This window comes from Pseudomonas sp. ES4 (genome assembly GCF_050586665.1).
GTDB lineage: Bacteria > Pseudomonadota > Gammaproteobacteria > Pseudomonadales > Pseudomonadaceae > Aquipseudomonas > Aquipseudomonas frederiksbergensis.
Genome location: NZ_JBOBDO010000003.1, coordinates 203,214 through 227,501 on the forward strand (window position 1 = coordinate 203,214; position 24,288 = coordinate 227,501).

At 58.9% G+C, this 24,288-nt stretch carries 24 protein-coding genes; 12 read left to right on the plus strand and 12 right to left on the minus strand.

Annotated elements, in window-relative coordinates:
* Window position 1: 1 nt before the first annotated feature.
* Window positions 2-961, minus strand: coding sequence for an alpha/beta hydrolase (locus ACQ4OB_RS05225; RefSeq protein ID WP_430955238.1), 960 nt, complete (start codon window positions 959-961; stop codon window positions 2-4).
* The gene (ypfJ, locus tag ACQ4OB_RS05230; protein WP_430955239.1) at window positions 962-1,855 is read right to left on the minus strand and encodes a KPN_02809 family neutral zinc metallopeptidase; all 894 of its coding nucleotides are present in this window, start codon (window positions 1,853-1,855) and stop codon (window positions 962-964) included.
* Window positions 1,856-2,144: 289 nt separating this feature from the next.
* Between ypfJ and ACQ4OB_RS05235 the strand changes: the two genes are divergently transcribed.
* On the plus strand, window positions 2,145-2,921 hold the full coding sequence (locus ACQ4OB_RS05235; protein ID WP_430955240.1) for an IclR family transcriptional regulator: 777 nt from the start codon (window positions 2,145-2,147) through the stop codon (window positions 2,919-2,921).
* 145 nt (window positions 2,922-3,066) lie between these two features.
* Window positions 3,067-3,945 (plus strand): DMT family transporter, encoded by an 879-nt coding sequence (locus ACQ4OB_RS05240; RefSeq protein ID WP_076029658.1) that lies wholly within the window; start codon window positions 3,067-3,069, stop codon window positions 3,943-3,945.
* 46 nt (window positions 3,946-3,991) lie between these two features.
* Here ACQ4OB_RS05240 and ACQ4OB_RS05245 read toward each other — a convergent pair whose 3' ends face one another.
* Complete coding sequence (locus ACQ4OB_RS05245; RefSeq protein WP_430955241.1) at window positions 3,992-5,293, minus strand: MFS transporter; 1,302 nt, start codon at window positions 5,291-5,293, stop codon at window positions 3,992-3,994.
* Window positions 5,294-5,680: 387 nt separating this feature from the next.
* Between ACQ4OB_RS05245 and quiC the strand changes: the two genes are divergently transcribed.
* Window positions 5,681-7,582: a 3-dehydroshikimate dehydratase QuiC gene (quiC, locus tag ACQ4OB_RS05250; protein WP_430955242.1), complete on the plus strand. Its 1,902-nt coding sequence runs from the start codon at window positions 5,681-5,683 to the stop codon at window positions 7,580-7,582.
* A 102-nt stretch (window positions 7,583-7,684) separates the two neighbouring features.
* The gene (locus ACQ4OB_RS05255) at window positions 7,685-8,362 is read left to right on the plus strand and encodes a TetR/AcrR family transcriptional regulator (RefSeq protein ID WP_074871102.1); all 678 of its coding nucleotides are present in this window, start codon (window positions 7,685-7,687) and stop codon (window positions 8,360-8,362) included.
* A 12-nt stretch (window positions 8,363-8,374) separates the two neighbouring features.
* On the opposite strand, the gene ACQ4OB_RS05260 is transcribed toward ACQ4OB_RS05255, so the two are convergent.
* The 3 genes from ACQ4OB_RS05260 to ACQ4OB_RS05270 form a co-directional block, all read right to left on the minus strand.
* Window positions 8,375-9,238 carry a shikimate dehydrogenase gene (locus ACQ4OB_RS05260; protein ID WP_219732566.1) on the minus strand — a complete coding sequence of 288 codons (864 nt, stop codon included), beginning with the start codon at window positions 9,236-9,238 and terminating at the stop codon, window positions 8,375-8,377.
* Window positions 9,235-9,675, minus strand: coding sequence for a type II 3-dehydroquinate dehydratase (gene aroQ / locus ACQ4OB_RS05265; RefSeq protein WP_074871101.1), 441 nt, complete (start codon window positions 9,673-9,675; stop codon window positions 9,235-9,237). The genes ACQ4OB_RS05260 and aroQ overlap by 4 nt, the downstream gene beginning before the upstream one ends.
* A gap of 141 nt (window positions 9,676-9,816) precedes the next feature.
* Window positions 9,817-10,728, minus strand: a complete 912-nt coding sequence (locus ACQ4OB_RS05270) for a LysR family transcriptional regulator (RefSeq protein ID WP_074871099.1) — start codon at window positions 10,726-10,728, stop codon at window positions 9,817-9,819.
* A gap of 316 nt (window positions 10,729-11,044) precedes the next feature.
* On the opposite strand from ACQ4OB_RS05270, the gene ACQ4OB_RS05275 reads away from it, so the two are divergent.
* Window positions 11,045-11,473, plus strand: coding sequence for a hypothetical protein (locus ACQ4OB_RS05275; RefSeq protein ID WP_056744643.1), 429 nt, complete (start codon window positions 11,045-11,047; stop codon window positions 11,471-11,473).
* A complete protein-coding gene (locus ACQ4OB_RS05280; protein ID WP_074871097.1) occupies window positions 11,470-11,916 on the plus strand; it encodes a DUF2442 domain-containing protein in 447 nt (148 codons plus the stop codon). The genes ACQ4OB_RS05275 and ACQ4OB_RS05280 overlap by 4 nt, the downstream gene beginning before the upstream one ends.
* 54 nt (window positions 11,917-11,970) lie before the next feature.
* Here the strand turns inward: ACQ4OB_RS05280 and trmA are convergent, their stop codons facing one another.
* On the minus strand, window positions 11,971-13,050 hold the full coding sequence (gene trmA, locus ACQ4OB_RS05285; RefSeq protein ID WP_074871095.1) for a tRNA (uridine(54)-C5)-methyltransferase TrmA: 1,080 nt from the start codon (window positions 13,048-13,050) through the stop codon (window positions 11,971-11,973).
* Window positions 13,047-14,342: an NCS2 family permease gene (locus ACQ4OB_RS05290; RefSeq protein ID WP_074871093.1), complete on the minus strand. Its 1,296-nt coding sequence runs from the start codon at window positions 14,340-14,342 to the stop codon at window positions 13,047-13,049. The genes trmA and ACQ4OB_RS05290 overlap by 4 nt, the downstream gene beginning before the upstream one ends.
* 214 nt (window positions 14,343-14,556) lie before the next feature.
* Here ACQ4OB_RS05290 and ACQ4OB_RS05295 point away from each other — a divergent pair, with 214 nt between their 5' ends.
* Window positions 14,557-15,012 carry a DUF4879 domain-containing protein gene (locus tag ACQ4OB_RS05295; protein ID WP_102616581.1) on the plus strand — a complete coding sequence of 152 codons (456 nt, stop codon included), beginning with the start codon at window positions 14,557-14,559 and terminating at the stop codon, window positions 15,010-15,012.
* A gap of 66 nt (window positions 15,013-15,078) precedes the next feature.
* The gene (locus ACQ4OB_RS05300) at window positions 15,079-15,630 is read left to right on the plus strand and encodes a DJ-1 family glyoxalase III (RefSeq protein WP_430955243.1); all 552 of its coding nucleotides are present in this window, start codon (window positions 15,079-15,081) and stop codon (window positions 15,628-15,630) included.
* A 22-nt stretch (window positions 15,631-15,652) separates the two neighbouring features.
* Here ACQ4OB_RS05300 and ACQ4OB_RS05305 read toward each other — a convergent pair whose 3' ends face one another.
* The gene (locus ACQ4OB_RS05305; protein ID WP_074871084.1) at window positions 15,653-16,891 is read right to left on the minus strand and encodes an MFS transporter; all 1,239 of its coding nucleotides are present in this window, start codon (window positions 16,889-16,891) and stop codon (window positions 15,653-15,655) included.
* A 513-nt stretch (window positions 16,892-17,404) separates the two neighbouring features.
* Between ACQ4OB_RS05305 and ACQ4OB_RS05310 the strand changes: the two genes are divergently transcribed.
* From ACQ4OB_RS05310 to ACQ4OB_RS05320, 3 genes are read left to right on the plus strand one after another with little or no spacing between them, the layout of a single operon-like run.
* Complete coding sequence (locus ACQ4OB_RS05310; RefSeq protein ID WP_102616578.1) at window positions 17,405-18,844, plus strand: cytochrome ubiquinol oxidase subunit I; 1,440 nt, start codon at window positions 17,405-17,407, stop codon at window positions 18,842-18,844.
* Between the two features lie 3 nt (window positions 18,845-18,847).
* On the plus strand, window positions 18,848-19,855 hold the full coding sequence (gene cydB / locus ACQ4OB_RS05315) for a cytochrome d ubiquinol oxidase subunit II (protein WP_074871081.1): 1,008 nt from the start codon (window positions 18,848-18,850) through the stop codon (window positions 19,853-19,855).
* A gap of 60 nt (window positions 19,856-19,915) precedes the next feature.
* The gene (locus ACQ4OB_RS05320) at window positions 19,916-20,083 is read left to right on the plus strand and encodes a DUF2474 domain-containing protein (protein WP_074880353.1); all 168 of its coding nucleotides are present in this window, start codon (window positions 19,916-19,918) and stop codon (window positions 20,081-20,083) included.
* Window positions 20,084-20,165: 82 nt separating this feature from the next.
* On the opposite strand, the gene ACQ4OB_RS05325 is transcribed toward ACQ4OB_RS05320, so the two are convergent.
* Both ACQ4OB_RS05325 and ACQ4OB_RS05330 read right to left on the minus strand, forming a co-directional pair.
* A complete protein-coding gene (locus ACQ4OB_RS05325; protein ID WP_102616577.1) occupies window positions 20,166-21,290 on the minus strand; it encodes a methyltransferase in 1,125 nt (374 codons plus the stop codon).
* 175 nt (window positions 21,291-21,465) lie between these two features.
* Window positions 21,466-22,197, minus strand: a complete 732-nt coding sequence (locus ACQ4OB_RS05330; protein ID WP_074871078.1) for a helix-turn-helix transcriptional regulator — start codon at window positions 22,195-22,197, stop codon at window positions 21,466-21,468.
* 331 nt (window positions 22,198-22,528) lie between these two features.
* On the opposite strand from ACQ4OB_RS05330, the gene ACQ4OB_RS05335 reads away from it, so the two are divergent.
* Window positions 22,529-23,305, plus strand: a complete 777-nt coding sequence (locus ACQ4OB_RS05335; RefSeq protein WP_076029675.1) for a ferredoxin--NADP reductase — start codon at window positions 22,529-22,531, stop codon at window positions 23,303-23,305.
* A 46-nt stretch (window positions 23,306-23,351) separates the two neighbouring features.
* Here the strand turns inward: ACQ4OB_RS05335 and mscL are convergent, their stop codons facing one another.
* Window positions 23,352-23,765 carry a large-conductance mechanosensitive channel protein MscL gene (gene mscL, locus ACQ4OB_RS05340; protein WP_008149145.1) on the minus strand — a complete coding sequence of 138 codons (414 nt, stop codon included), beginning with the start codon at window positions 23,763-23,765 and terminating at the stop codon, window positions 23,352-23,354.
* Window positions 23,766-24,288 lie beyond the last annotated feature (523 nt).

Sequence of the window (24,288 nt, forward strand, 5' to 3'; positions counted from 1 at the left end):
CTCACTGACCGAACAACGCCTTGCGCCCCTGCGGCGAGTTGAACATCCCGTCCCCGTCATGCCCGACCCCGGGCACTTCAATCAGTTGCTGATTCAATCCTTGAGGTTGCAGCCGCTTCAGGTGAGCAAAATAATTGCGCCCGCGAGCCAATCGATTGGCTCCCTGAGCCTGGGCTTCACAGCTTTTATCCAGCGCCGACTGCTTAGGGTCGTTATCCTGCTGTCCGATTAGATAAACGACATCACGTTTGACGTAGATTTCCTTCAACTGCTTGGCCGTTTGCCCTTCGGCATAGGCGGGTAAATTCGCCAGCCCATATTTCCAGCGATTGAAATTCGGGCAACCGGCGTGGTTGAACGCCACGGGTCGTCGTTCATCGAAGTACGCATAAGACGACGGGTTGGCAATGACGTAACGCACCTGTATGTCGGCCGCCTTGAGCGCTGGCTGGTCGTGGCCCAGCAACGCGTATCGCTGCACCACCTGAGCGCCGCCGGAGTGACCGGCGATGACAATTTGCTTCACGTCCGGAAACTGTTTTCGATCGCCGATTCGGCCGATGATTTCGTCGAGCGCCGCGTAGGAACTCATGGCAAACGGTGCGGTGGATAAACCGCCCGCCATCCAGTCGTTGCCCTGCCAGCGCAATACGCTGTCCGCCACGGGATGGGCTACGACGTCGGCTTCATTGAGAAATTGCGGAGCGATCACCAAGGTGCTCGCGGTTTGCCCGGCCTGTTCGGCCGCGCGCACGGCGCTCTGGCGATAGGTATCGGCATCGCGCAATCGACCATGGATGATGATCAGCACGCGTTCGATTTTCCCCGGCGCCGGGCCGATGCCCACCGCGATTTCACCTGAAGTCAAAAGCAGGCGCCCGGAGCTGACCTCTTTGACCGCATGCTCGGCAGCCTGGGCGCTTGCGCAGGTGATCAGTAGAGCTAACAGCCACTTGTTCATTTATAGGTTTTTCGCTGCAAAGGTATCGCACTGGCCGACCTGGCCTTGTGCGAATCCGATTTTGAACCAGCGCACCCTTTGCGCCGACGTACCATGAGTAAACGAGTCCGGCACCACGCGCCCCTGACCTTGCTGTTGCAAGCGGTCATCGCCGATGGCATTGGCGGCGTTCAAGGCTTCTTCAATGTCACCGGGTTCCAGCCAGTTCAGCCGTTTCTGCGCATTGTTGGCCCAGACTCCGGCCAGGCAATCGGCCTGAAGTTCCTGGCGCACCAGCAAACCGCTGTCGCCTTCCATCTGCCGACCCTGTTGGCGGGCAGTCTGAACTTTCGCCGATACACCGAGAAGCGTCTGCACGTGGTGTCCGATTTCGTGAGCGATCACGTAGGCCTGAGCGAAGTCGCCAGCGGCGGAAAAGCGTTGGGACATTTCCTGGAAGAAACTCATGTCCAGGTAGACCCTCTGGTCCGCCGGGCAATAGAACGGACCGGTCGCCGAACTGGCCAGACCGCAGGCCGAGTTGACGCGGCCGCTGAACAGCACCAGGGTCGGGTCCTTATATTGACGCCCGGCCTGCTGGAATATCTGACCCCAGGTGTCTTCGGTATCGCCGAGGATCGAGCGCACGAACTCGGCTCCTTCATCAGTGGCCGGTGGCGCCTTGCGGGTTTGAGTCGGGGCCGGTGCCGATTGCTCGCTCATCTGTCCGGTCAATTGCCCGAGGATTTGCAGCGGGTCCTGTCCGGTCATCCAGCCGATCCCGACGATCAAGATAATCGCCGTCAGGCTCAGGCCCTTGCCGCCACCGAAGCGCATTCCGCCACCGCCACTGCCGACATCATCTCCACGGGCATCGACCACGTTGTCGCTGCGTCGGCCTTTTTTCCATAGCATGTGGGAATCCTCTGATTGTCCGTGGGGATGAGTGTTGCTGCTGAGTGGGAGCGGCGCCAGTCCGGTCGTCCATCTTTTGTTGCGCACAGCAGCCGTCCCGGCAACCTGTGGTGGGTGGCCGGGAGTCTTCCAGACTCGTATTGAACACAGACAACCCATCTAATTCCTTCGGGCGACCGGTTTTTATCGAGCAGGCGACCGCCTACTTCGTTTTCGGACAGTGGGTTCCAGATTTCGCATACGGTCGGTTGTCTTCTAGAATCGGACAAAATTTGTGTGGAACCTCTCAATGGCAGGCAGTCAGATCGAACGTGTTTTCAGCGTGCTTGAAAGTCTCACCAGTGACCCTCGTGGCCTGCCGATGCAGAAGCTGGCGGAGCAGCTGGATATTCCCAAAAGCGCGACTCACCGGTTGCTCGCCGAGCTGATCCGGCTGGGTTATGTGCGACAGAATCCGGAGAATTTGCGGTATCACCTGTCGACCAAACTGGTGGCGATGGGTTTCCGTTACCTGTCGGGCAGCGGCGCCGATATTGTGCAACCAGTGCTGGATCGCCTCGCCCAGGAAACCGGCGAGCTGGTGCGTCTTGGGGTGATTGAAGGTGAGCGGCAGATCTGGATCGCCAAATCCCAGGGCGCCCGTTCCGGGCTGCGCTACGACCCGGACATGGGCCGTGATGCACCTTTGTTTTACACCGCGTCGGGGCATGCGTGGCTGGCGTGCATGAGCGATGCCGAGGCGCTGTCCCTGGTCGAACGACAGGGTGTCGAGCGGCCAAAGGACCTCGGGCCAAATGCTCCGCGTTCCAACATCGAATTGCTGGAACGCCTGCGCCTGGCGCGGGAGCAGGGCTATGCCTGGGTCGAGGAAAGTTCGGCAGTGGGCACTTCGGCGATAGCTGCGGTGGTGCGACATCCCAGGGATGGTCGAGTCATCGGTGTGCTGAGCATCGCCGGGCCCAGCGCGCGGATGCCGGGGGCGCGATTGCATGAGTTGGCGCCACTGTTGTTGAAATTCGCCGATGAGCTGTCGGCGGCCAGTCTGGCCTCTGAGTTGTTCAACTGATCGCTCCTACAGAAACCGTGCGCTGTTCGCACACTTTTTTGGTTTGCCTGTGTAGGAATCTGGAACAAGGTTCTAAATTATTCGGGTTCGTCTTTCCGGTAAGGGATGCTTTTAAATAGTTGATGCACAACACAAGGGATACCGAATGACCGTCAGCACTCCGCTCTCAGGCGTAAACCAACCCTTCAAAGGGATTGTGCTGATCGTCGTTGCGACCTTCCTGTTTTCCAGTCACGACGCCTTGTCGAAATACCTTTCAGGCTTCTACCCGATCGTCATGGTGGTCTGGGCCCGTTATCTGGTTCACACCTTACTCATGGCCGGGATTTTCCTGCCGCAATCCGGGCTGGGTGTCCTACGCACCAAACGGCCGTTACTTCAGCTGTTGCGGGCGTTGTGCCTGTTGGGCACCAGTCTGTTTTTCACCACCGGTTTGCAGTACATCCCTTTGGCCGAAGCCACGGCGGTCAATTTTCTTGCGCCGGTTCTGGTGACGGCGCTGTCGGTGCCACTGCTGCGCGAGCACGTCACGCGTGGCCAGTGGATTGCGGTGATTTGCGGCTTCATCGGCGTGTTGATCATCGTCCACCCCGGCGGAGATCTCTTTACCCCGGCGGTGTTGCTGCCGCTCTGCTCGGCGCTGTTTTTCTGCTTCTATCAGTTGCTCACCCGCAAGCTCAGTGAAATCGACAGCCCGACCACCAGCAACTTCTTCGCCGGGCTGTGCAACACCCTGGTGATGAGCGCGCTGGTGCCATTCTTCTGGCAAGTCCCCAGCCTGGGCCATGGATTCATGATGGTGGCGCTGGGCGCCTGCGGGATGACGGCTCACTTGTTTCTGACGCAAGCCTTCCGCCATGCAGCCCCGGCGTTGTTGGCGCCGTTCGGTTATTGCCAGATTGTCTTTGCCGGTTTGCTGGGCTGGTTGCTGTTTTCTCACACGCCGACCCTGACCACCGTGGTCGGGATCGCGGTGATTTGTTGCAGCGGGTTGGCTGCAGCCTGGCAGCAGAGTCGTCGGTGAGAGCCGCAGGGCAGGCCTGGAATCAGGCCTGCCGGGAGGAGGGGATTTACGGGGTGACGGTAGGAATCTTGCGCGGTGCCATGAAGTACATCCAGATCAGCGCGATGAAGTACATCGCCGGAATCATGGTGAACAGCACGGTGTAGTTGTTGTTGGTGATCGTCAGAATGTGGCCGACCAACTGGGTCATGAACATCCCGCCGATGGCCGCGCACATGCCACCGAAGCCGAACACCGTACTCATCATGTGTTTAGGCGTGTAGTCCATCACCAGGCTCCAGATGTTCGCGGTCCAGGCCTGGTGCGCACCGATGGCCAGGGAGATGGCGGCCACGGCGACCCACAGACTGCTCGAACCCGCCGCCATGATCACGCCGACGATGCAGCAGGCGAACAGGAACATGGACACCAATCGCGCCTTGATCGGGTTGACACCGCGGCCGATCAGGAACGAGGACAGGATCCCGCCGCCGACGCTGCCGAAATCGGCAGTGAGGTAAATGATGATCAGCGGGATACCCATCTGGGTCACGTTGATCCCCAGGTTGTATTGCTGATTGAGAAACGGCGGCAGCCAGTAGAGGTAGAACCAGAACACCGGCGCGGTGATCGCGTATGCCAGGGCGAAGGCCCAGGTGCCACGCATGCGCAGGATTTTGGTGAACGGTACGCGGGATTGTTCCGGTTCGACTTCCTTCTGGATGTAGTCCAGTTCCGATTGTTTAACGCTCGGGTGATCTTCCGGGTTGAAGTACTTCAAGCCCCAGAACAGCAACCAGATCCCGCCCAGCGACGCCATGCACAGGAACGCGGCCTGCCAGCCCCAGACATGCAGGATCAGCGGCAACAACATGGGGGTGAACATCGCACCGACGTTGGTCCCGGCGTTGAAGATGCCGGTGGCCACGGCGCGTTCGCCGGCCGGGAACCATAACCGTGTGGTCTTCACGCACGCCGGGTAGTTGGCGGCTTCCGTCAGACCGAGGATGAATCGGCAAACCATGAAGCCGACGGCCGAAGTGGCCAGGCCATGGGCGCCGGTGGCCAGGCTCCAGAGCAGCACGGCGAAGAAGAACACGCGCTTGACGCCGACCCGATCGATCAACCGGCCTTGCAGCACGAAACCGATGGCATAGCCGACCTGGAACCAGAAGTTGATGTTGGCGTAGTCCATCGCCGTCCAGCTCATTTCCTTGGCAAGGATAGGCTGCATCACGCCCAGTGCGGCGCGGTCGATGTAGTTCAGGGTGGTGGCGAAAAACACCAGCGCCAGCATGCCCCAACGGGTTTTGCCGACCGCCATGGCGCCGCGGATCTTGTCGCCGATGCCGCCAGTGGCAGGAGTCATGGAGGAACGCTCCACGGGAGAGCTTTGAGAAGGAGTCATGTAGTCCACCGATTATTTTTATGTGGTGTTCTGGGTCTTGGGTAACCGGAGCCCGCGGTTGATGACGGGACCCAATGTGGCGTTGATGTTGCGCAGTGGACGAAAAATCGTCAATTCGCCCAAGGCCATTGTGTTCGATAATCGCACGCAAAACTAACCGGGTAGTACACTTTAAATTGCTGTGTCGATTCCACCGGCCAATAATCCCCCCAAGTTAAACGCGGTTCCTGAAGGAGCACGGCTTGCCGGCGATGGCGCCCTTAAGATCGCCATCACCGACAAGCCGTGCTCCTGCACGAAGCGTGCGATGTCGATAACAAGATTGTCTCCACTACCGGGAGTCGAAATATGCAGCGTTCCATTGCCACCGTGTCCTTGAGCGGTACCCTGCCGGAAAAACTTGAAGCCATTGCCGCCGCCGGTTTCGACGGGGTGGAGATTTTCGAGAATGACCTTCTCTACTACGACGGCAGCCCGCGGGAAATCAAACAGATGTGCGCCGATCTCGGGATCGCGATCACGCTGTTTCAACCCTTCCGGGATTTCGAGGGCTGCCGCCGTGACCGCCTGCCGCGCAACCTGGAGCGGGCCGAGCGCAAGTTCGACCTGATGCAGGAACTGGGCACCGACCTGGTGCTGGTGTGCAGCAACGCTTCGGCCGACGCCATCGGTGACGAACAAATTCTGATCGATGATTTGCGCTTGCTGGCCGAACGCGCCGGTGCTCGTGGTTTGCGGATCGGCTATGAAGCGCTGGCCTGGGGCCGCCATGTGAACACTTATCAACAGGTGTGGAACATCGTCCGTCAGGCCAATCATCCAAGCCTCGGCGTGCTGCTGGACAGTTTTCACACGCTGTCGCTCAAGGGTGATCCGAGCGCGATTGCCGAAATCCCCGGCGACAAGATTTTCTTCGTGCAAATGGCCGACGCGCCAATCCTGGCCATGGACGTGCTGGAGTGGAGCCGGCATTTCCGCTGTTTCCCGGGCCAGGGCGAATTCGATCTGCCGGGTTTTCTCGCGCCGATCATCAAGAGCGGTTACACCGGGCCGTTGTCGCTGGAGATCTTCAACGACGGCTTCCGAGCCGCGCCGCCACGGGCCAATGCCGCCGACGGTTTGCGCTCGTTGCTGTACCTGGAGGAGAAAACCCGCGAGCGTCTGGCGCAAGAAACCACGTCACCGGTGACTGTCGACATTCTGTTCGAGACGCCCAAGGCCAGCGAGTACAACGGCATCGAGTTTCTTGAGTTCGCCGTGGACGAAAGCCTTGGCGCCAAGCTGTCTCATTGGCTGGAGCGGCTGGGTTTCGTCAAAGCCGGCCAGCATCGTTCCAAGAGCGTGAGCTTGCTGCGTCAGGGTGATATCAACCTGATCCTCAACTCCGAGCCTTACTCCTTCGCCCACAGTTTTTTTGAGGCTCATGGCCCCTCGCTGTGTGCCACCGCCGTGCGGGTCAAGGATAGCGCCAGTGCGTTGTCCCGGGCCGTGGCTTATAAAGGCCAGCCGTATCGCGGGCTGGTCGGCCCCAATGAACTGGAGCTCGCCGCGGTGCGCGCACCGGATGGCAGCCTGATTTATCTGGTGGACCAGGACGCCGATGTCTACGGCACCGACTTCAATCTGCAACCTGCTGCGGTGGCCAGCGGTGGTCTCAAGCGCATCGACCACATGGCCATGGCGCTGCCGGCCGACAGCCTCGACAGTTGGGTGCTGTTCTATAAAAGCCTGCTGGATTTCGAAGCCGATGATGAAGTGGTGCTGCCTGACCCATACGGCCTGGTAAAGAGTCGGGCGCTGCGCAGCCGGGACAGTTCGATCCGCTTGCCGCTGAACATTTCCGAGAACCGCAACACCGCAATCTCACACGCGCTGTCGAGTTATCGTGGCTCCGGCGTGCATCACATCGCCTTCGATTGCGACGACATCTTTGCCGAAGTCAGCCGGGCCAAGGAGGCCGGCGTGCCGCTGCTGGACATCCCGCTCAATTACTACGATGACCTTGCTGCGCGGTTCGATTTCGACGACGAGTTCCTCAGCGAACTGGCTTATTACAACGTGCTCTACGACCGCGATGCCCAGGGTGGCGAGCTGTTCCATGTGTATACCGAGCCGTTCGAAGGGCGCTTCTTCTTCGAGATCATCCAGCGCAAGAACGGTTACGCAGGTTACGGCGCCGCCAACGTCGCGGTACGACTGGCGGCCATGGCCAAGTCTCGAAGCGGTGTCGTACGCCAGGCCAAGTTGTAGGGAAATCGTAAACACGGGCACAAACCGCTGCCGCGCGGCTTCCTTCACTGTGCGGAGCGGCCCATAATCGCCCACCTGTGCAGTGATGGCCGTGAGCCCGCAATGACAATAACTTCAGAACTCTCCACAGCACCCGACAAGCCGATTGTCGAGCCGCGCAAGAGTCGCAAGAACAACCCGGAAAAGACCCGCGAGAATATCCTTCAAGAGGCGATTGTCGAGTTCGTCCAGCAGGGGCTTTCCGGCGCTCGCGTCGATGCGATTGCCGAGCGCATCCATACCTCCAAACGCATGATCTATTACTACTTCGGCAGTAAGGAACAGCTCTACATCGAGGTGCTGGAGAAACTCTACGGCGATATCCGCAATACCGAAAACCGGTTGCACCTGACCGAACTGGCGCCGGTGGACGCGATTCGGCGGCTGGTGGAATTCACGTTCGATCACCATGATCACAACGTCGACTTTGTGCGCATCGTCAGCATCGAGAACATTCACAACGCGGAATACGTGAAGCGCTCCGATGCGATCAAGGCGATGAACAACACCATCCTCGATTCACTGGGCGAGATTTTGCGTCGCGGTGCTGAGGAGGGTGTGTTCCGGGCAGGGCTTGATCCGTTGGATGTGCATCTGCTGATCAGTTCGTTCTGCTTCTATCGCGTGTCGAACCGCCATACCTTAAGTGAGATTTTTCAGATCGACCTGCCGGAAGAAAGCATCAAGCAACGTCATCGGGCGATGATCTGCGAGGCGGTTTTGCGCTATCTACAGGCCTGACGCCTTGGCTTTTCAGCCATTCATGCTCTGGAAATGCTCGAGCATTCGCTGCGCATCCGGCACCACGCCACTGAACAACTCAAACGCCTTCACCGCCTGAAACACCGCCATGTTACCGCCATCCAGCGTGCGGCAACCCAACGCGCGGGCGTTGCGCAGCAGTTCGGTTTCCAGCGGAAAGTAAACGATCTCCGCCACCCATAACTCACCTCGAAGCAGCTCCACCGGCACCGGCATGCCCGGCAGTTTCTTCATGCCCACGGGGGTGGTGTTCACCAGGCCGTCGGCCTGGGCGAGAGTGCTTGGCAAGTCATGGCCCGCCACAGCCCGGCCGCCGCCGAAATGTTGATTGAGGTTGTCCGCCAGGCTCTGGGCGCGGCTGGTCTCCACGTCGAAAATGCTCAGCAGCTGCACGCCTTCACTCAAGAGTGCGTGGGCCACTGCCGCGCCGGCACCACCGGCGCCCATTTGCACGACGCGCTCAAGGGCAACGCCCTTCAAGCCGCGACGAAAACCCTCGGCGAAGCCCAGGCAATCGGTGTTGTGGCCGATGCGTTTGCCGTCCTTCAACACCACCGTGTTCACCGCCCCAATGCCGCGGGCCTCCGGGGACAATTCGTCGAGTAGCGGAATGATCGTCTGCTTGCACGGAAAGGTGATGTTCAGGCCGGTGAAGTTCATCCGCTCGGCGGCTACCAACAGGTCGGGCAGGGCACTGCTGTCGAGTTTCAACGGGTCCAGATCGATCAATCGATAGAGGTAACGCAACCCCTGGGCATCACCTTCATGCTCGTGCAGCGCCGGGGTGCGAGAAGCCTGGATGCCGGCACCGATCAGTCCGGCCAGTACAGCGTTGGTCTGAGTCACGGTCTTCATCCCTTTAAACGTTGGCTGAAATGCTCCAGCGCCAGACGATAGCCGTGGCTGCCGAAACCGGCCATCACCGCCGTGGCGATGGCCGACACAAAAGAGTGGTGGCGGAAGGGCTCGCGGGCATGAACGTTGGACAGGTGGACTTCGATCACCGGCAATTCGCTGGCGACCAACGCATCGCGAATCGCGACCGAGGTGTGAGTCCAGGCGGCCGGGTTGATGACGATCCCGGCACAACGGCCGCGCGCGGCGTGAATCCAGTCGAGCAGTTCGCCTTCATGATTGGTCTGGCGAAACTCCACCGCCAGGCCGAACTCTTCGGCGGCACGACCGCACAAGGCTGAGAGGTCGGCCAGGGTTTCGTGACCGTAAGTCGCCGGTTCACGGGTGCCGAGCAGGTTCAGGTTCGGGCCGTTGAGCACCAGAACGATTGGGGGCATCGGGGGTCTCTCCACGTATTGTTTTTGGCATTGGCCGAGGGTTTCAGCCTGTGGAGATAAATTGTACTAGCTAGTTAATTTGGTCAATTGCAGAGGCCGTTTTCAGGGTTAATGTGTGCGGTGATCGGACGGTTTTGACTTTCAGCGGGGCAGATGCTCAACGAGAAAATCGATGAAGGCCCTCAGGCGTAACGGCATATGACGAGTTTGCGGGTAGAGCAGGGTGAACGGTCGCGAGCGTCCGCCATAGGGCTTGAGCACTTCCACCAGCGAACCATCGGCCAGTTCGTTTTCGACGATGAAGCGATAGGTCTGGAACAGTCCCGCACCATGTTTGGCCAGGGTCACCCCGCCCAGCACATCGTCGGAACAACTGAGATTGCCCTCGGCCAGAATCTCCCGCTGCTCGCCATTGTCGTTGAACAGCCAGGCAATCCGCCGACCGCTGCTGGGCAATTCGTACTGGATGCACTCGTGCTCTTTGAGATCATCCAGTGTTTGTGGAATGCCCGCGTGCTTGAGGTAGTCAGGACTGGCAATCATCACCAGCGCGGCGTCTTCCAGCTGTCGGGCGATGAGGCCGGAATCCGGAATCGCCCGCACGCGGATCGCCATGTCATAGCCTTCCGCGACGAAATCGATGTTGCGATTGCTGATGTGCGACTCGACCTTCACCGCTGGAAAACGCGCCCGGAATGCCGGCAACAACGGCAGGATCCGGTGATGGGCATAGGTGGTGGGAATGCTGATGCGCAAGGTGCCGGAAGGCTGTTGCTGCTGCCCCATGACTTCACGCTGGGCCTCGACCAATTGCGCCAGCGCCTGGCGACATTCCTCGTAATAGCGCCGACCACTGTCGCTCAGCTTGACGCTGCGAGTGGTGCGGGCGAACAACCGCACGCCCAGGCGTTCTTCCATGCGCGACACCGAGCGGCTCACAGCCGCGGGCGTCACGCCAGCCACCAGCGCGGCGGCGGTAAAGCTGCCAGCCTCGGCAGCCAGGCAAAACAGTTCGATGCTGCCCAGCTGAAGATCGTCGAATTGTCGCTGCATGATTAATTACACCGGGGATCAAATGAAGTGTGTGAGTCAGTGTTTATCAGAAGCCAGCACACAGATACAGCGAGTTTGTGATGAGCAAACCAGCCGGGTTGATTGCCTGACAAGCCAAGACGGCCGCCCTCGGGGCGGCTTTTTAGTCGGCGCCAGGAAAGGATTGCTTACCATTTAGCGGTGTGATCCACCGGCCCAAGCCGAACCTTGGCGCTAGTCTCAAAAGTCGCAATGACGAATTCAACGCAGCGCCAGTTATCGGATTTTCCAAGGAATGTCGGGTCTTCGGATTCATTAACCTAACGGATGGGTTAGCATGAGATTATTCAGCTACAAAGGATTTTCAATGGTGATCATGTTGCGCGATGAGCACTGTCCGCCGCATGCCCATGTAGATGCCGGAACCTGGAGTGCGCGCTTCAAATTCAGCTTCTGGCACAACAGTGTCGAGCTGTGGGACGTGGTTCCTCATTCTCGCCGGCCACCTGTGGCGGTGCTGGAAGGGTTGCGTCATGCACTCGGACAACCCGCTCATTTGCGCCGCGCCCGGTGTATCTGGTGGGACAAGTTGCACACGGTCTGCCTCGATCATCAGATATGGGACTGGCAAACCAGTGAAGTCGTGGTGGTGAAAAGGGTCGCCAGTACGACCTGCATGATTGGCTCGGCTTGCTATGAGCCCGAGACGAACAAGACCCTGCTGGCGCTGATGGGCGTTCCGGAGGGCGTGGAGATCGAACTATGAAAACGATAACAGCAAAAATGTTGGTGGATCGGCCGGTAACCGAAGCCACGCTGGATGATGCCATCCAGCGTGGCCAACTGCGCCACAAAGGCGGTCTGCGGGCGACCTCGGTGACCTTTGTGGAACCGTGTCTGGCGGTCAGTTTTATTGATGGCAGTGGCGTGCTGTTACCCGTGCAGCACTATCCGGAGTTCGATGATTTCGACATCGAGGATTTCGCCGACCTCAAAGTCGGCTTTTCCGGGACAGCCCTTTGCCACGAAGGTAAGGACCTGCAGGTCTCCATTGCCGGGATGATTTCGGCGAGCAAGCCGCTGATGGATATGGCCGCATCGGTCATCGCCTCGCGTAATGGTCGCCAAAGCAGCGCCGCCAAAGCAGAGGCGGCGCGGGCGAATGGCCGTAAGGGCGGGCGTCCGCGCAAGACCGATATCCCCCTTTAAGCACGCACAAAAAAGCCGTCGTGATGACGGCTGATCTGTTTCTGCCAAGGGCAATCAACGACGGGTCAACAACACCCCGGATTCCATGTGATGGGTCCACGGGAACTGGTCGAACATTGCGCAGCGGGTGATGCGATGGGTGTCGTGCAACTGGGCGATGTTGGCCGCCAGGGTTTCCGGGTTGCAGGAGATGTAGAGAATGTTGTCGAAGCGGCGGGTCAGCTCGCAGGTGTCCGGGTCCATGCCTGCGCGAGGCGGATCGACGAAGACACTACCGAACTCGTAGCTCTTCAGATCGATACCGTGCAGACGACGGAACGGACGAACTTCGTTCAGGGCTTCGGTCAGCTCCTCGGCGGACAAGCGCACCAGAGTGACGTTATCCACAGCGTTTTCGCTGAGATTGCTCAACGCAGCGTTGACCGACGCCTTGCTGATTTCAGTGGCCAGCACTTTGCGTACGCGTGTCGCGAGCGGCAAGGTGAAGTTGCCATTGCCGCAATACAGCTCCAGCAAATCATCGGAGCGATCACCGAGTGAGTCGTAAGCCCAGTTGAGCATCTTCTGGTTCACAGTGCCGTTGGGCTGGGTGAACGCGCCTTCCGGCTGGCGATAGCTGAAGGTGCGACCGCCGACGTCCATCTGCTCGACCACATAATCGTGACCGATCACTTCGCGTTTGCCCTTGGAGCGGCCGATGATGCTGACGTTCAGCTCGGCTGCCAGTTTCGACGCCGCCGCGTGCCAGTGCTCGTCCAGCGGGCGGTGATAGCACAGCGTGATCATCGCATCGCCGGCCAGGGTGGTGAGGAACTCCACCTGAAACAGCTTGTTGCTCAGGGCCGCACTGGCTTGCCACGCTGCCTTCAGCTGCGGCATCAACTCGTTGATGCGCAGGCTGGCGATCGGGAATTCCTCGATCAGGATCGGCGTGCGCTTGTCTTCCTGGGAAAACATCGCGTAGTGACGCTCACCGGCTTCACGCCACAGGCGGAATTCGGCGCGCAGGCGGAAGTTTTTCAGCGGCGAATCGAACACCGCAGGTTCTGGCGCACCGAACGGGGCCAACAGGTCACGCAGGCGCGTGACCTTCTCTTCGAGCTGAACGGCGTAAGCCTTGGAATCAAAAGTCATGCGTTGAACCAACCCAGCTTGATCACGAACAGAATCGACAGAATCACCAGTGCCGAGTTCAGCTCACGGCCGCGGCCGGACAGCAACTTGATTGCGGTCCAGGAGATGAAACCGAAGGCGATGCCGTTGGCGATGGAATAAGTGAATGGCATGGCCAGTGCGGTGACCACAACCGGTGCGGCGACGGTGATGTCGTCCCAGTCTATTTCGGCCAGGCCGGAAGTCATCAATACCGCGACGAACAGCAGTGCAGGCGCGGTAGCAAAGGCTGGAACGCTGGCCGCCAATGGCGAGAAGAACAGCGCCAACAGGAACAGAATCGCCACGACAATAGCGGTAAGGCCGGTGCGGCCACCGGCACTCACGCCGGCAGCGGATTCGATGTAGCTGGTGGTGGTCGAAGTGCCCAGCAGCGAACCGGCCATGGCCGCGGTGCTGTCGGCGATCAGGGCGCGACCCATTTTCGGCATATGGCCGTCCTTGCCCATCAGGCCCGCGCGCTTGGCGACGCCGATCAGTGTGCCGGAGTTGTCGAACAGGTCGACGAACAGGAAGGCGAAGATCACGCTGACCAGGCCGATGTCCAGTGCGCCCATGATGTCCAGTTGCAGGAAGGTCGGCGCCAGCGACGGCGGCATCGACATTACGCCGCCGAATGGGGTGAAGCCCATCACGATCGAAGCGATGGTCACTGCCAGAATGCCGATCAGTACCGCGCCACGCACTTTCAGTGCTTCAAGCGCCACGATCAGGGCAAAGCCGAGGGTCGCGAGGATCGGTGCCGGTTGCTTCAAGTCACCGAGACCGACCATGGTTGCCGGATTGCTCACCACGATGCCCGCGTTATGCAGCGCGATCAGGGCCAGGAACAGGCCGATACCGGCGGCAATTGCCGAGCGTAGCGCCAGCGGAATGCTGTTGATGATCCATTCACGGATGCGGAAGATCGACAACAGAAAGAACATCACCGCCGAGAGGAACACCGCGCCCAATGCCACTTGCCAGGTGTGGCCCATGTGCAGGACCACGGTGTAGGTAAAGAAGGCGTTCAGTCCCATGCCCGGCGCGAGCGCGATCGGGTAGTTGGCGATCAGGCCCATGGTCGCCGAGCCGATGGCTGCTGCCAGGCAGGTGGCGACAAACACCGCACCTTTGTCCATGCCGGTCTCGCCGAGAATGCTCGGGTTGACGAACAGAATGTAGGCCATGGCCAAAAAGGTCGTGACGCCCGCCAGAATCTCGGTCCGCACGTTGGTGTTGTGTGCCTTGAGTTGAAACAGCCTTTCCAGCATGTCTGCTCCCCGTGGCGCGCCAGGCGCCGTGAATGTATCGACCTCAACAGCAAAGCACAGACCGCTGTTGGCGCCTGGTAATTTTCTGTGGGTCGGAAAAAGCCGCGCATCATACCAGCCGCTTGGGGTTATGGCTGCTTATGGCTGCGATCGTCGTCGATGTTTTGCGGTAAAGCCAAGTGCGCCATACTGCGCGCTGGTTTTGGGGGTACTTATGTATTGCATGAATAAACGTCTGATTGCCGCATTCGGAGTGTCGATCGCCTTGTTCCTGGGGACGCACACCGCCTCGGCTGCATCGGCGGCGCCGTTGAGCCAGGTGAAGGTGCTCAAGGTCGAGTCGCCGGGTTGCGGCTTTGAAGACATCGCGCAGGGGCAAGAGCAAACCCGCTGCAATCACAGCGGGCCGAACATCAAGGTCTACGTGCTGGAAGTCGGTTACGGTCGTAGCGCGCAGGTCGGGCTGGACGGTTTTGAAGTGAACGGCACCCGGACCCCGGTCTGTGCTTTTGATAATGGCAACCTGACTGAGTGCACCGTCGGGAAAAAAACCGTCGGCTATCTGTACGTCTTCGATCTGGCGGGTAAGCAGGAAGGCACGTTCACCTTCAGCAACACATCGATCAACGCGCCAGGCAATACGCTGTCGACGCAGCTTTACATCAAGTAATGGCAGGCTCGAACAAGGGGCAGGAAAGCTGACTACGCTTTAAAGATCATCCAGTGGACTGCGCCCATGACCTTTAGAGCTCTGATTACCCTCGCCGAGGGCATCGATGACCTGCAATCAGTAACCCTGATCGATGTGCTGCGCCGCGCCAAGGTTGAAGTGGTGGTGGCCAGTGTCGAGGGACGGCGCATGCTCACCTGCGCGCGCGGCACCCGAGTGACGGCCGATGCGATGCTGGTGGACGTACTGGCGCAGCCGTTCGACCTGATCGTCCTGCCCGGTGGTGACGTGGGGGCGCAACACTTGGCGGCGCATCAACCCCTGCAACAATCGATCAAGGATCAGGCGGCGGCCGGGCGCCTGTTCGCCGCCATCGCCGAGGCTCCGGCAGTGGCGCTGCAAGCCTTTGGCGTATTGCGTCAGCGGCGCATGACCTGCCTGCCCTCGGCCAGCCATCAACTGTCGGGATGCAACTTTGTCGATCAACCGGTGGTGGTCGACGGCAACTGCATCACTGCCCAGGGTTCAGGCGCGGCATTGCAATTCGCCCTGGCGCTGGTGGAACAACTCTGTGGCAAGGCCACGCGAGCGGCGGTGGCGGGGGAGTTGGCGGTCTAGAAAGTGCTCCGGACAAACTGCTTCAAACCTTCACTTCCTCCACAGCCACATGCATGCGGTCGCGGTTAGCCAGGGTCGGGAACAGCTTTATCCACGCCCCGGTCACCACCAATGTGCCAATCCCCCCCATGACCACGGCCGGCACAGTGCCGAACCAGTGGGCGGTCAAGCCGGATTCAAACTCGCCCAATTGGTTCGAAGCGCCGATGAACAGACCGTTCACGGCACTGACCCGGCCGCGCATTTCATCCGGGGTTTCCAGTTGTACGAAGGAGGCGCGGATCACCATGCTGATCATGTCCGCCGCGCCCAACACCACCAACACAGCCAGGGAAAACCAGAACGAGGTCGACAGGCCGAACGCAATGGTCGCGACACCGAACACACCGACGGCGGTGAACATGACCCTTCCGACTTTGCGCTCCACGGCGAATCTCGCCAGGTACAGCGACATCAGCAGCGCACCGACTGCCGGCGCTGACCGCAGCAGGCCCAGGCCCCAAGGGCCGGTCAGCAGAATGTCCTTGGCAAACACCGGCAGCAACGCCGTCGCGCCACCGAGCAGGACGGCAAACAGATCCAGAGAAATCGCCCCGAGAATGTCCGGGCGACTACGAATGAAGCGGATGCCCGCCAGCAGCGAATCCAGCGTCGCCTTGCCCTTGTTCAGCGGTGTCTGCCGTGCAGGCAGGTTGAGCATCAGCAGGCAGGCGATAAGGTAGAGGATCACCGTCGGGCCATAGACCCAAACGCTGCCGAAGGCGTAAAGCAACCCGCCGAGGGCCGGGGCAACGATCGTCGCCGATTGCTGTGCGGATTGGGCGGCGGCGACCGCGCGAGGGAACAGCGCGCTGGGCACGATGCTAGGCAACAGAGCCTGAGTGGTCGGCATTTCGAAGGACCGGGCGGCACCGAGCAGGAACGCGAGGATGAAGATCATCTCGCGGGTGACATTGTCGGTCGCGCTGCCGATGACCAGCGACAGGGCGATCAGCGCTTGCAGGAACTGACAGATGGCCGCGACCTTGCGCCGGTCATAACGGTCCGCGACATGCCCGGTGTGCAGCATGAACAGCACCCGCGGGGCGAACTCCACCAGACCGACCAGGCCCAGGTCCAGCACATTGCCGGTCAATTGGTAGAGGTTCCAGCCGATGGCCACCGTGAGCATCTGGAAACCGCTGGCGGTAAACACCCGAGCCAGCCAGAACGCGATAAAAGGGCGGTGATGACGTAACAGCAAAGGCGCTTGGCTGGGCATCTGGGGGTCGGTTTTTCAGCGAGGGGAGGGGCGAGATTATCACCAAGCTGTAACCAGAAGTTGCAGGGTTGGGAAATTTCGTTAGCTAGACACCGATCGGGGCTCATAAGCCTTGTAGCAGCTGCCGAAGGCTGCGTTCGGCTGCGCAGCAGTCGTGAAACTCATGCGCGGTGGGTGTATCAGTTGATTCGAGCCAGCCGGGTTTACGACTGCTGCGCACTCGAACGCAGCCTTCGGCAGCTGCTACAGGGTTGTCGGCGACGGTATGAGGCAACCTGTCACGCGGCAAAAGACCACACCGTCCATCGTCAAAAATGGGACTACTCTTTTAACGTTGCTTGATCCAGATCAAGACCGTTCATGGAATTGATCCGGCGGCCAGATGGCCAGACTCCCTACGTTGTGATGTTTGTAAAAAAAGAACGAATTCAAATTCGCCACACTCCATATCCGTGGGGGCAGTGGGTGTAGGCCGCAAGCCTTCAGCCGGTATTACCTGACAGAGGAAGACTTATGTTCGGTTTGGAGGCACTTGATCTCGCCCGGATTCAGTTCGCATTCACCATTTCGTTTCACATTATATTTCCCGCTATCACCATTGGCCTGGCGAGTTACCTGGCGGTGCTCGAAGGTCTGTGGCTGAAAACCCATAACGACACGTACCGCGATCTGTACCACTTCTGGTCGAAGATCTTTGCGGTCAACTTCGGCATGGGCGTGGTCTCCGGCCTCGTCATGGCCTATCAGTTCGGCACCAACTGGAGCCGCTTCTCGGACTTCGCCGGTTCCGTGACCGGGCCACTGCTGACGTACGAAGTACTCACCGCGTTCTTCCTCGAAGCCGGTTTCCTCGGCGTCATGCTGTTCGGCTGGAACAAGGTCGGGCGCAATCTGCACTTCTTCTCCACGGTCATGGTCGCCATCGGCACGCTGATCTCGACTTTCTGGATTCTCGCTTCCAACAGCTGGATGCAGACGCCGCAAGGCTACGAGATCGTCAATGGCCAGGTCATTCCAGTGGACTGGCTGGCGGTGATCTTCAACCCGTCGTTCCCGTACCGCCTGATGCACATGGCCACGGCAGCGTTCGTCGCGACCGCTTTCTTCGTCGGATCCTCGGCGGCCTGGCATTTGCTGCGCGGCAAGGACAACCCGGCGATCCGCACCATGCTGTCGATGGCCATGTGGATGGCCTTGATCGTGGCGCCGATTCAGGCGGTCATCGGTGACTTCCACGGCCTCAACACGCTCAAGCATCAGCCAGCGAAAATCGCCGCGATCGAAGGTCACTGGGAAAACCACGGCGATGAGCCGACCCCGCTGATTCTGTTCGGCTGGCCGGACATGAAAGAAGAACGGACCAAATTCGCAGTAGAGATCCCGTATCTGGGCAGCCTGATCCTCACGCACTCGCTGGACAAACAGGTCCCGGCGCTCAAGGAATTCCCGCCGGAAGACCGGCCGAATTCGACCATCGTGTTCTGGTCGTTCCGGATCATGGTGGGCCTGGGCATGCTGATGATCTTCACCGGTTTGTGGAGCCTGTGGCTGCGTAAACGCGACAAGCTCTATACCTCGCGACCGTTCCTGTACCTGGCGTTGTGGATGGGGCCGTCCGGCCTGATCGCGATCCTCGCCGGTTGGTTCACCACTGAAATCGGCCGTCAGCCGTGGGTGATCTACGGCCTGATGCGCACGGCAGATGCGTCCTCCAATCACAGCTTCATGCAGATGAGCATCACGTTGATCATGTTCGTCGTGGTCTATTTCGCGCTGTTCGGTGCTGGCCTTGGCTACATGATGCGCCTGGTGCGCAAAGGGCCGAAGATCGACGAAGGCAAGGAAACCAACGAGGGTGGTCCTGGCAAGAAACGCACGCCGGCCCGTCCGCTGTCCGCCGCCGATGACAACGGTGACAGCGACCACAGCTCTAGCCTGACCAAGGAGATTTGACTCATGGGTATTGATCTTCCGCTGATCTGGGCCGTGATCATCATCTTCGGCATCATGATGTACGTGGTCATGGACGGTTTCGATTTGGGGATCGGGATTCTCTTCCCGTTCATTCCGGGCAAGACCGATCGTGACGTGATGATGAACACCGTCGCCCCGGTATGGGACGGTAACGAGACCTGGCTGGTGCTGGGCGGCGCCGCGTTATTCGGGGCCTTCCCGCTGGCCTATTCGGTGGTGCTTTCGGCGTTGTACCTGCCGCTGATTTTCATGCTGATCGGGCTGATCTTTCGCGGCGTGGCCTTCGAGTTCCGCTTCAAGGCCAAGGACGACAAGCGCCATCTCTGGGACAAGGCGTTCATCGGTGGTTCGGTCGCCGCCACCTTTTTCCAGGGCGTGGCGTTGGGTGCGTTCATTGATGGGTTGCCGGTGGTCAATCGCCAATTTGCCGGTGGCTCACTGGACTGGTTGACACCGTTCACGATGTTCTGCGGTGTGGCGCTGGTGGTGGCTTACGCGCTGCTCGGTTGCACCTGGCTGATCATGAAAACCGAAGGCAAGTTGCAGGAGCAGATGCATGACCTGGCTCGGCCGCTGGCTTTCGTGGTGTTGGCGGTGATCGGTGTCGTCAGCATCTGGACCCCGCTGGCCCATGCCGAGATTGCCGCTCGCTGGTTCACCCTGCCGAACCTGTTCTGGTTCCTGCCGGTGCCGATCCTGGTGCTGGTGACCATGTACGGTCTGATCCGTGCGGTGGCTCGCAATGCGCACTACACGCCATTCCTGCTGACGCTGGTGCTGATCTTCCTCGGCTACAGCGGTCTGGGCATCAGCCTGTGGCCGAACATCGTGCCGCCGTCGATCTCGATCTGGGACGCCGCCGCACCGCCGCAAAGCCAGGGCTTCATGCTGGTGGGCACGCTGTTCATCATCCCGTTTATCCTGGGTTACACCTTCTGGAGCTACTACGTGTTCCGCGGCAAGGTCACCCATGAAGATGGCTATCACTAGAACGCGCGACTGTGGCGCAGGGCTGAGACCTGCGCCATTTCTTCAGAGGAGATTGCGATGATGGCGGGTAAACATTCCTTGCAGGAAATCGAAGCAGCAGAGAAAAAGCCGCTCTGGCAGCGACTCGGCTGGCTGGCGATGATCTGGACCGGTAGCGTTGTGGCGCTGTTCATCGTGGCCAGCCTGATGCGCATGTTCATGAATGCCGCGGGGCTGACGACCCACTGAATTTTTGCAGCAGATCCCATCCCGTTGCCTTGCGGCACGGATTCACAACCCTCCTTGGCCGGAGGGTTTTTTTTGCCCGGGATTATTTTCGGGCTTTAAGGATCACGAACTTGGGTGTGGCCGCCACTTGCTCGACACCGCGGAACAACCGCGCGAGCTTGCTGTGATAACCCAGATGACGATTGCCGACGATGTACAGCGCGCCACCGACGACCAGCGCCTCTCGGGCCTGCTGGAACATGCGCCAGGCCAGGAAGTCGCCAACGACTTGTTGTTGGTGAAACGGCGGGTTGCACAGTACAACGTCCAGAGACTGGGGTTCCTGCCCCGCCAAACCATCGCCGGCACGTACAACCACTTCCCGGTCACCGAGCGCCGCGCGCCAGTTTTCGGCTGCCGATTGCACGGCCATGAACGACTCGTCCACGAGCGTGTAGTGGGCCTCAGGGTTTTGCAGAGCGCTGGCGATGGCCAAAACCCCGTTGCCACAACCGAGGTCGGCAACCCGCGCGGTGCCGAGGTTCTTCGGCAGGTGCGGCAAAAACGCTCGCGTGCCGATGTCCAGGCCTTCGCGGCAGAACACATTGGCGTGATTCAGCAGTTCGATCTCAGGCGCGTCGAGTCGATAACGGGTCGGGTAGGGGGATGCGACAGGTGCTTTGTCTTCAGCGGTCGCGATCAACAGTCGAGCCTTTTTCACCGCCAAGGACGCTTGCACCGGGCCGATGTAGCGTTCCAGCAGATCGCCCGCAGCGCGAGGTAAATGCTTGATCATCGCCGCTGCAATCACCTGCGCGCCCGGCGCCAGTTGGCCCTGCAAACGAATCAGTTGTTCTTCCAGCAAGGCGAGAGTTTTCGGGACCCGGATCAGTACCCGATCGAAAGGGCCTGAAAAGGCTTCGCTGGCAGGTACGCCAGGTATCGCATCAAACGGCAGGCCGTTACGGAGCAGATTTTTTTCCAGCCCCTGAAAGGCCAGGAACGAGTCGCCGCTGCTGGTCACTTGAACCTTGCCGACCAGGCTGGCGGCCAATGCGCCAAAGCTGTCGTTGAGCACCAAAACCCGAGTGTCGGCCGAGGGCTGTTGGTCGGCCAGATGGGTGAGCAGGTATTCGTCTGCGGCGTCAAACGCCTGCAGCGGTTCGTTCTGCTGTTCGGGCTGGCGGATCAGGTCGAGTCGGGCGAAGGGTGTTTCGAGCAAAGGCATGAGGCGGGGCTCTGGGTAATCAACGGGGTCATCAACAGGTGTCCCGCCGCCCAAGGGCGTTGTAGCGGGCGAGACCGTCCGAGTGTACTGCGCCGTGAAGGTTTACACGTCATCACTCAAGAAGGACCGCAAATGGTACGTTTTTTTCTTTTGGATTACTTGCAGGTTTTTTGACTCAGCGAATCGCGCTGCTGTTGAGAATACCGTCCTTGGTTGCGGCGATGACTGCGGAAATCTTGTTATTGACTCCCAGTTTCAGAATCGCGCTTTGCACATGAAAATTAACCGTACGGGCGCTGAGATTGAGGATTCTGGCACTCTCATAGGCAGTCTTGCCATCAGCCGCCAGCCTCAATACATCGATCTCGCGGGGAGACAAATGCGGCACGACCGGCTTCGCCGATTTCTTGGGCAGTGTCTGTGCGATCAAGCCATGCAGGTGGCGCCCGATGAACACTGAGAAACCAAGGTTTTCATACAGCTCAAACGCAGTGATCGGGCAATGGCTTCTGGCCAGGCTCAGAATGCTGCAAACACCACTGCCCTCGTCATGCACCGAATGCGACCAGCCGTGCTGCAATCCTTGTTTCTCAAGCGCATCCCACAACCAGGGAGTCTTGGAAAAAAGCTCTTCGCTCCAAAGGACAGGCAATCTGGAGTGATTGCAGTGAGCCACTACTGGGTCTATTGCGTTGAAATTTTTTTGTTCATATTCAATGTTCCAATCCGTCGGGTAGTTGTTGAGCTGGACTGTATTAAAGTGGTCAGTTTTTGTTTGGTATGTTGTTGAAAAAGCGAAAAATTTAAAGCCAATGTTTTTCGCAAAGCCGAGTGAAATCCGGTAGGCAGTCTCAATCTCCGTTGCCCGTGATAATTGATTGAGTTGTGATTCCTTCCACCTCTCCATTGTGTCTCTCCAGATGATGTTACTTGGGGGTGCCATTTTGGATCCAGTCTCTGGCACGAAGGCGAGTGTAGGATGTTTCCTACGTGTGTGTGAGACTTTTTAGCTTTGTTTGAGATTTTTAAACTGATATCTGGTTCTAACGTCAGAAAATTAGAGTAGATAAGGGCATGTCGGACTTACTGTCATCAAGCTCGTTAACCGCGTATTTAATATTTAAGTCGTGCTATGAAGTTAATGTGAATGAGGTACTGGCTAAAGCCACTACAAATCACCGGTGTTTAAGCCGCCCGCTTTGCGGGACACTGTGGCTATCTGTTGAATGGAGCACCCCATGACCGCCAGCGCAGAAAAGTTCACGCGCCAGACTTTGCTCGACGTCCAGTCGCTGACCCCCAGTCTGTTCACCCTGCGGACCACACGGGATCCGGGTTTTCGTTTTCGTGCAGGGCAATTCGCCCGGCTGGGCGTTACCAAGGCTGACGGCAGCACCGTATGGCGCGCCTATTCCATGGTGTCGTCGCCCTATGACGAGTTCCTCGAATTCTTTTCCATTGTGGTGCCAGGGGGGGAGTTCACCAGTGAGCTGAGTCGGCTGGGAGTCGGCGATACGCTGCTGGTCGAGCGTCAGGCCTTCGGTTACTTGACGCTGGATCGCTTTGTCGACGGCCGTGATCTCTGGCTGTTATCCACAGGCACCGGCCTGGCGCCGTTTCTGTCGATCCTGCAGGACTTCGAGGTCTGGGAGAAATTCGAACGAATCATTCTGGTCTATAGCGTGCGCGAAGCCCGGGAACTGGCGTACCAAGACCTCGTCAGCGGCTTGGCCCAGCGCGACTATTTAGCGGAGTTTGCGCACAAGCTGCAATTCATCACCACGGTCACGCGCGAGCAGCATCATGGCGCTCTGAGTGGGCGGATCACTGCGCTGATCGAAAATGGCGAGCTGGAGCGGGCGGCTGGCGTGGCGCTGACGGCCGAGCACTCAAGGGTCATGCTCTGCGGCAACCCGCAGATGATCGATGACACGCGCAAATTGCTCAAACAGCGCCACATGCACTTGAGCCTCAGTCGCCGGCCCGGGCAGGTGGCGGTGGAAAACTATTGGTAAAAAAACGGCGCCTCAAGGGGCACCGTTGGTTGTTTGACTAACGTGTTCAGGGCCGATTGTTCTGAGCCTTGAGCAGATCACGGATCTCTTCCAGCAGCTCTTCTTCCTTGGTCGGAACCGGCGGCAGCGTTGGCGCAACGGCCTCTTCGCGCTTCAGGCGGTTGATGGCTTTGACGCCCATGAAGATCGCGAAAGCGACGATGATGAAGTCAATCAGGCTCTGGATGAATTTGCCGTACGCCAGCACCACCGCGGGGACATCGCCGTTGGCTGCCTTGAGCGTGACGGCCAGGTCACTGAAGTCCACCCCTCCGATCAGCAGGCCAATGGGTGGCATCACCACGTCGCCGACGAACGATGAAACGATCTTGCCGAAGGCGGCGCCGATGATGATACCGACCGCCATGTCGACTACGTTACCTTTGACCGCGAAGGCCTTGAACTCACTAATCACGCCCATAGGTTATTCCTTGTTACAGATGAGGTTGGTGAGCGCAGTGTAAATCAGCACGATGCTTCTTGCTCGAAACAACTGTTTACAGCGCTTGCCGGCTACCGTGTTCGGTAGCCGCTCAATCCAGGGCGCCCCGCGCGCCCGTCCGGCATTTTCCTCTCGATCGCTCAGTCTCTACTCAGTGGAGGGCGAGTGCAGGAAAAAACATAGAAAGTAGGGGCTTTAGTATCCTCGCTTGATGCAAGGATAATCTGCGGTATAAGAGGCTTTATGTGAATGGTTTACCGGAAGTATGGATTCGTTACTTAAACGGACCCCTTGGTGTTCAATGTTGAAAATGCCAGTATATTGCCATTGGCTCGGTTATTCGTATTTGTAAAGTTTGCTTAACGGTTGGATTGTACAGTCATGTTCCAAATGATGAAGACCTGTACAGGTTCTGATTTTTGTTTCATTGAGCGAGACAACTATTGGGTCGGGTATTCTTTGAAAGTTGTACAGTTTTTCAAAGTTGGTAGTGCAGTAGATG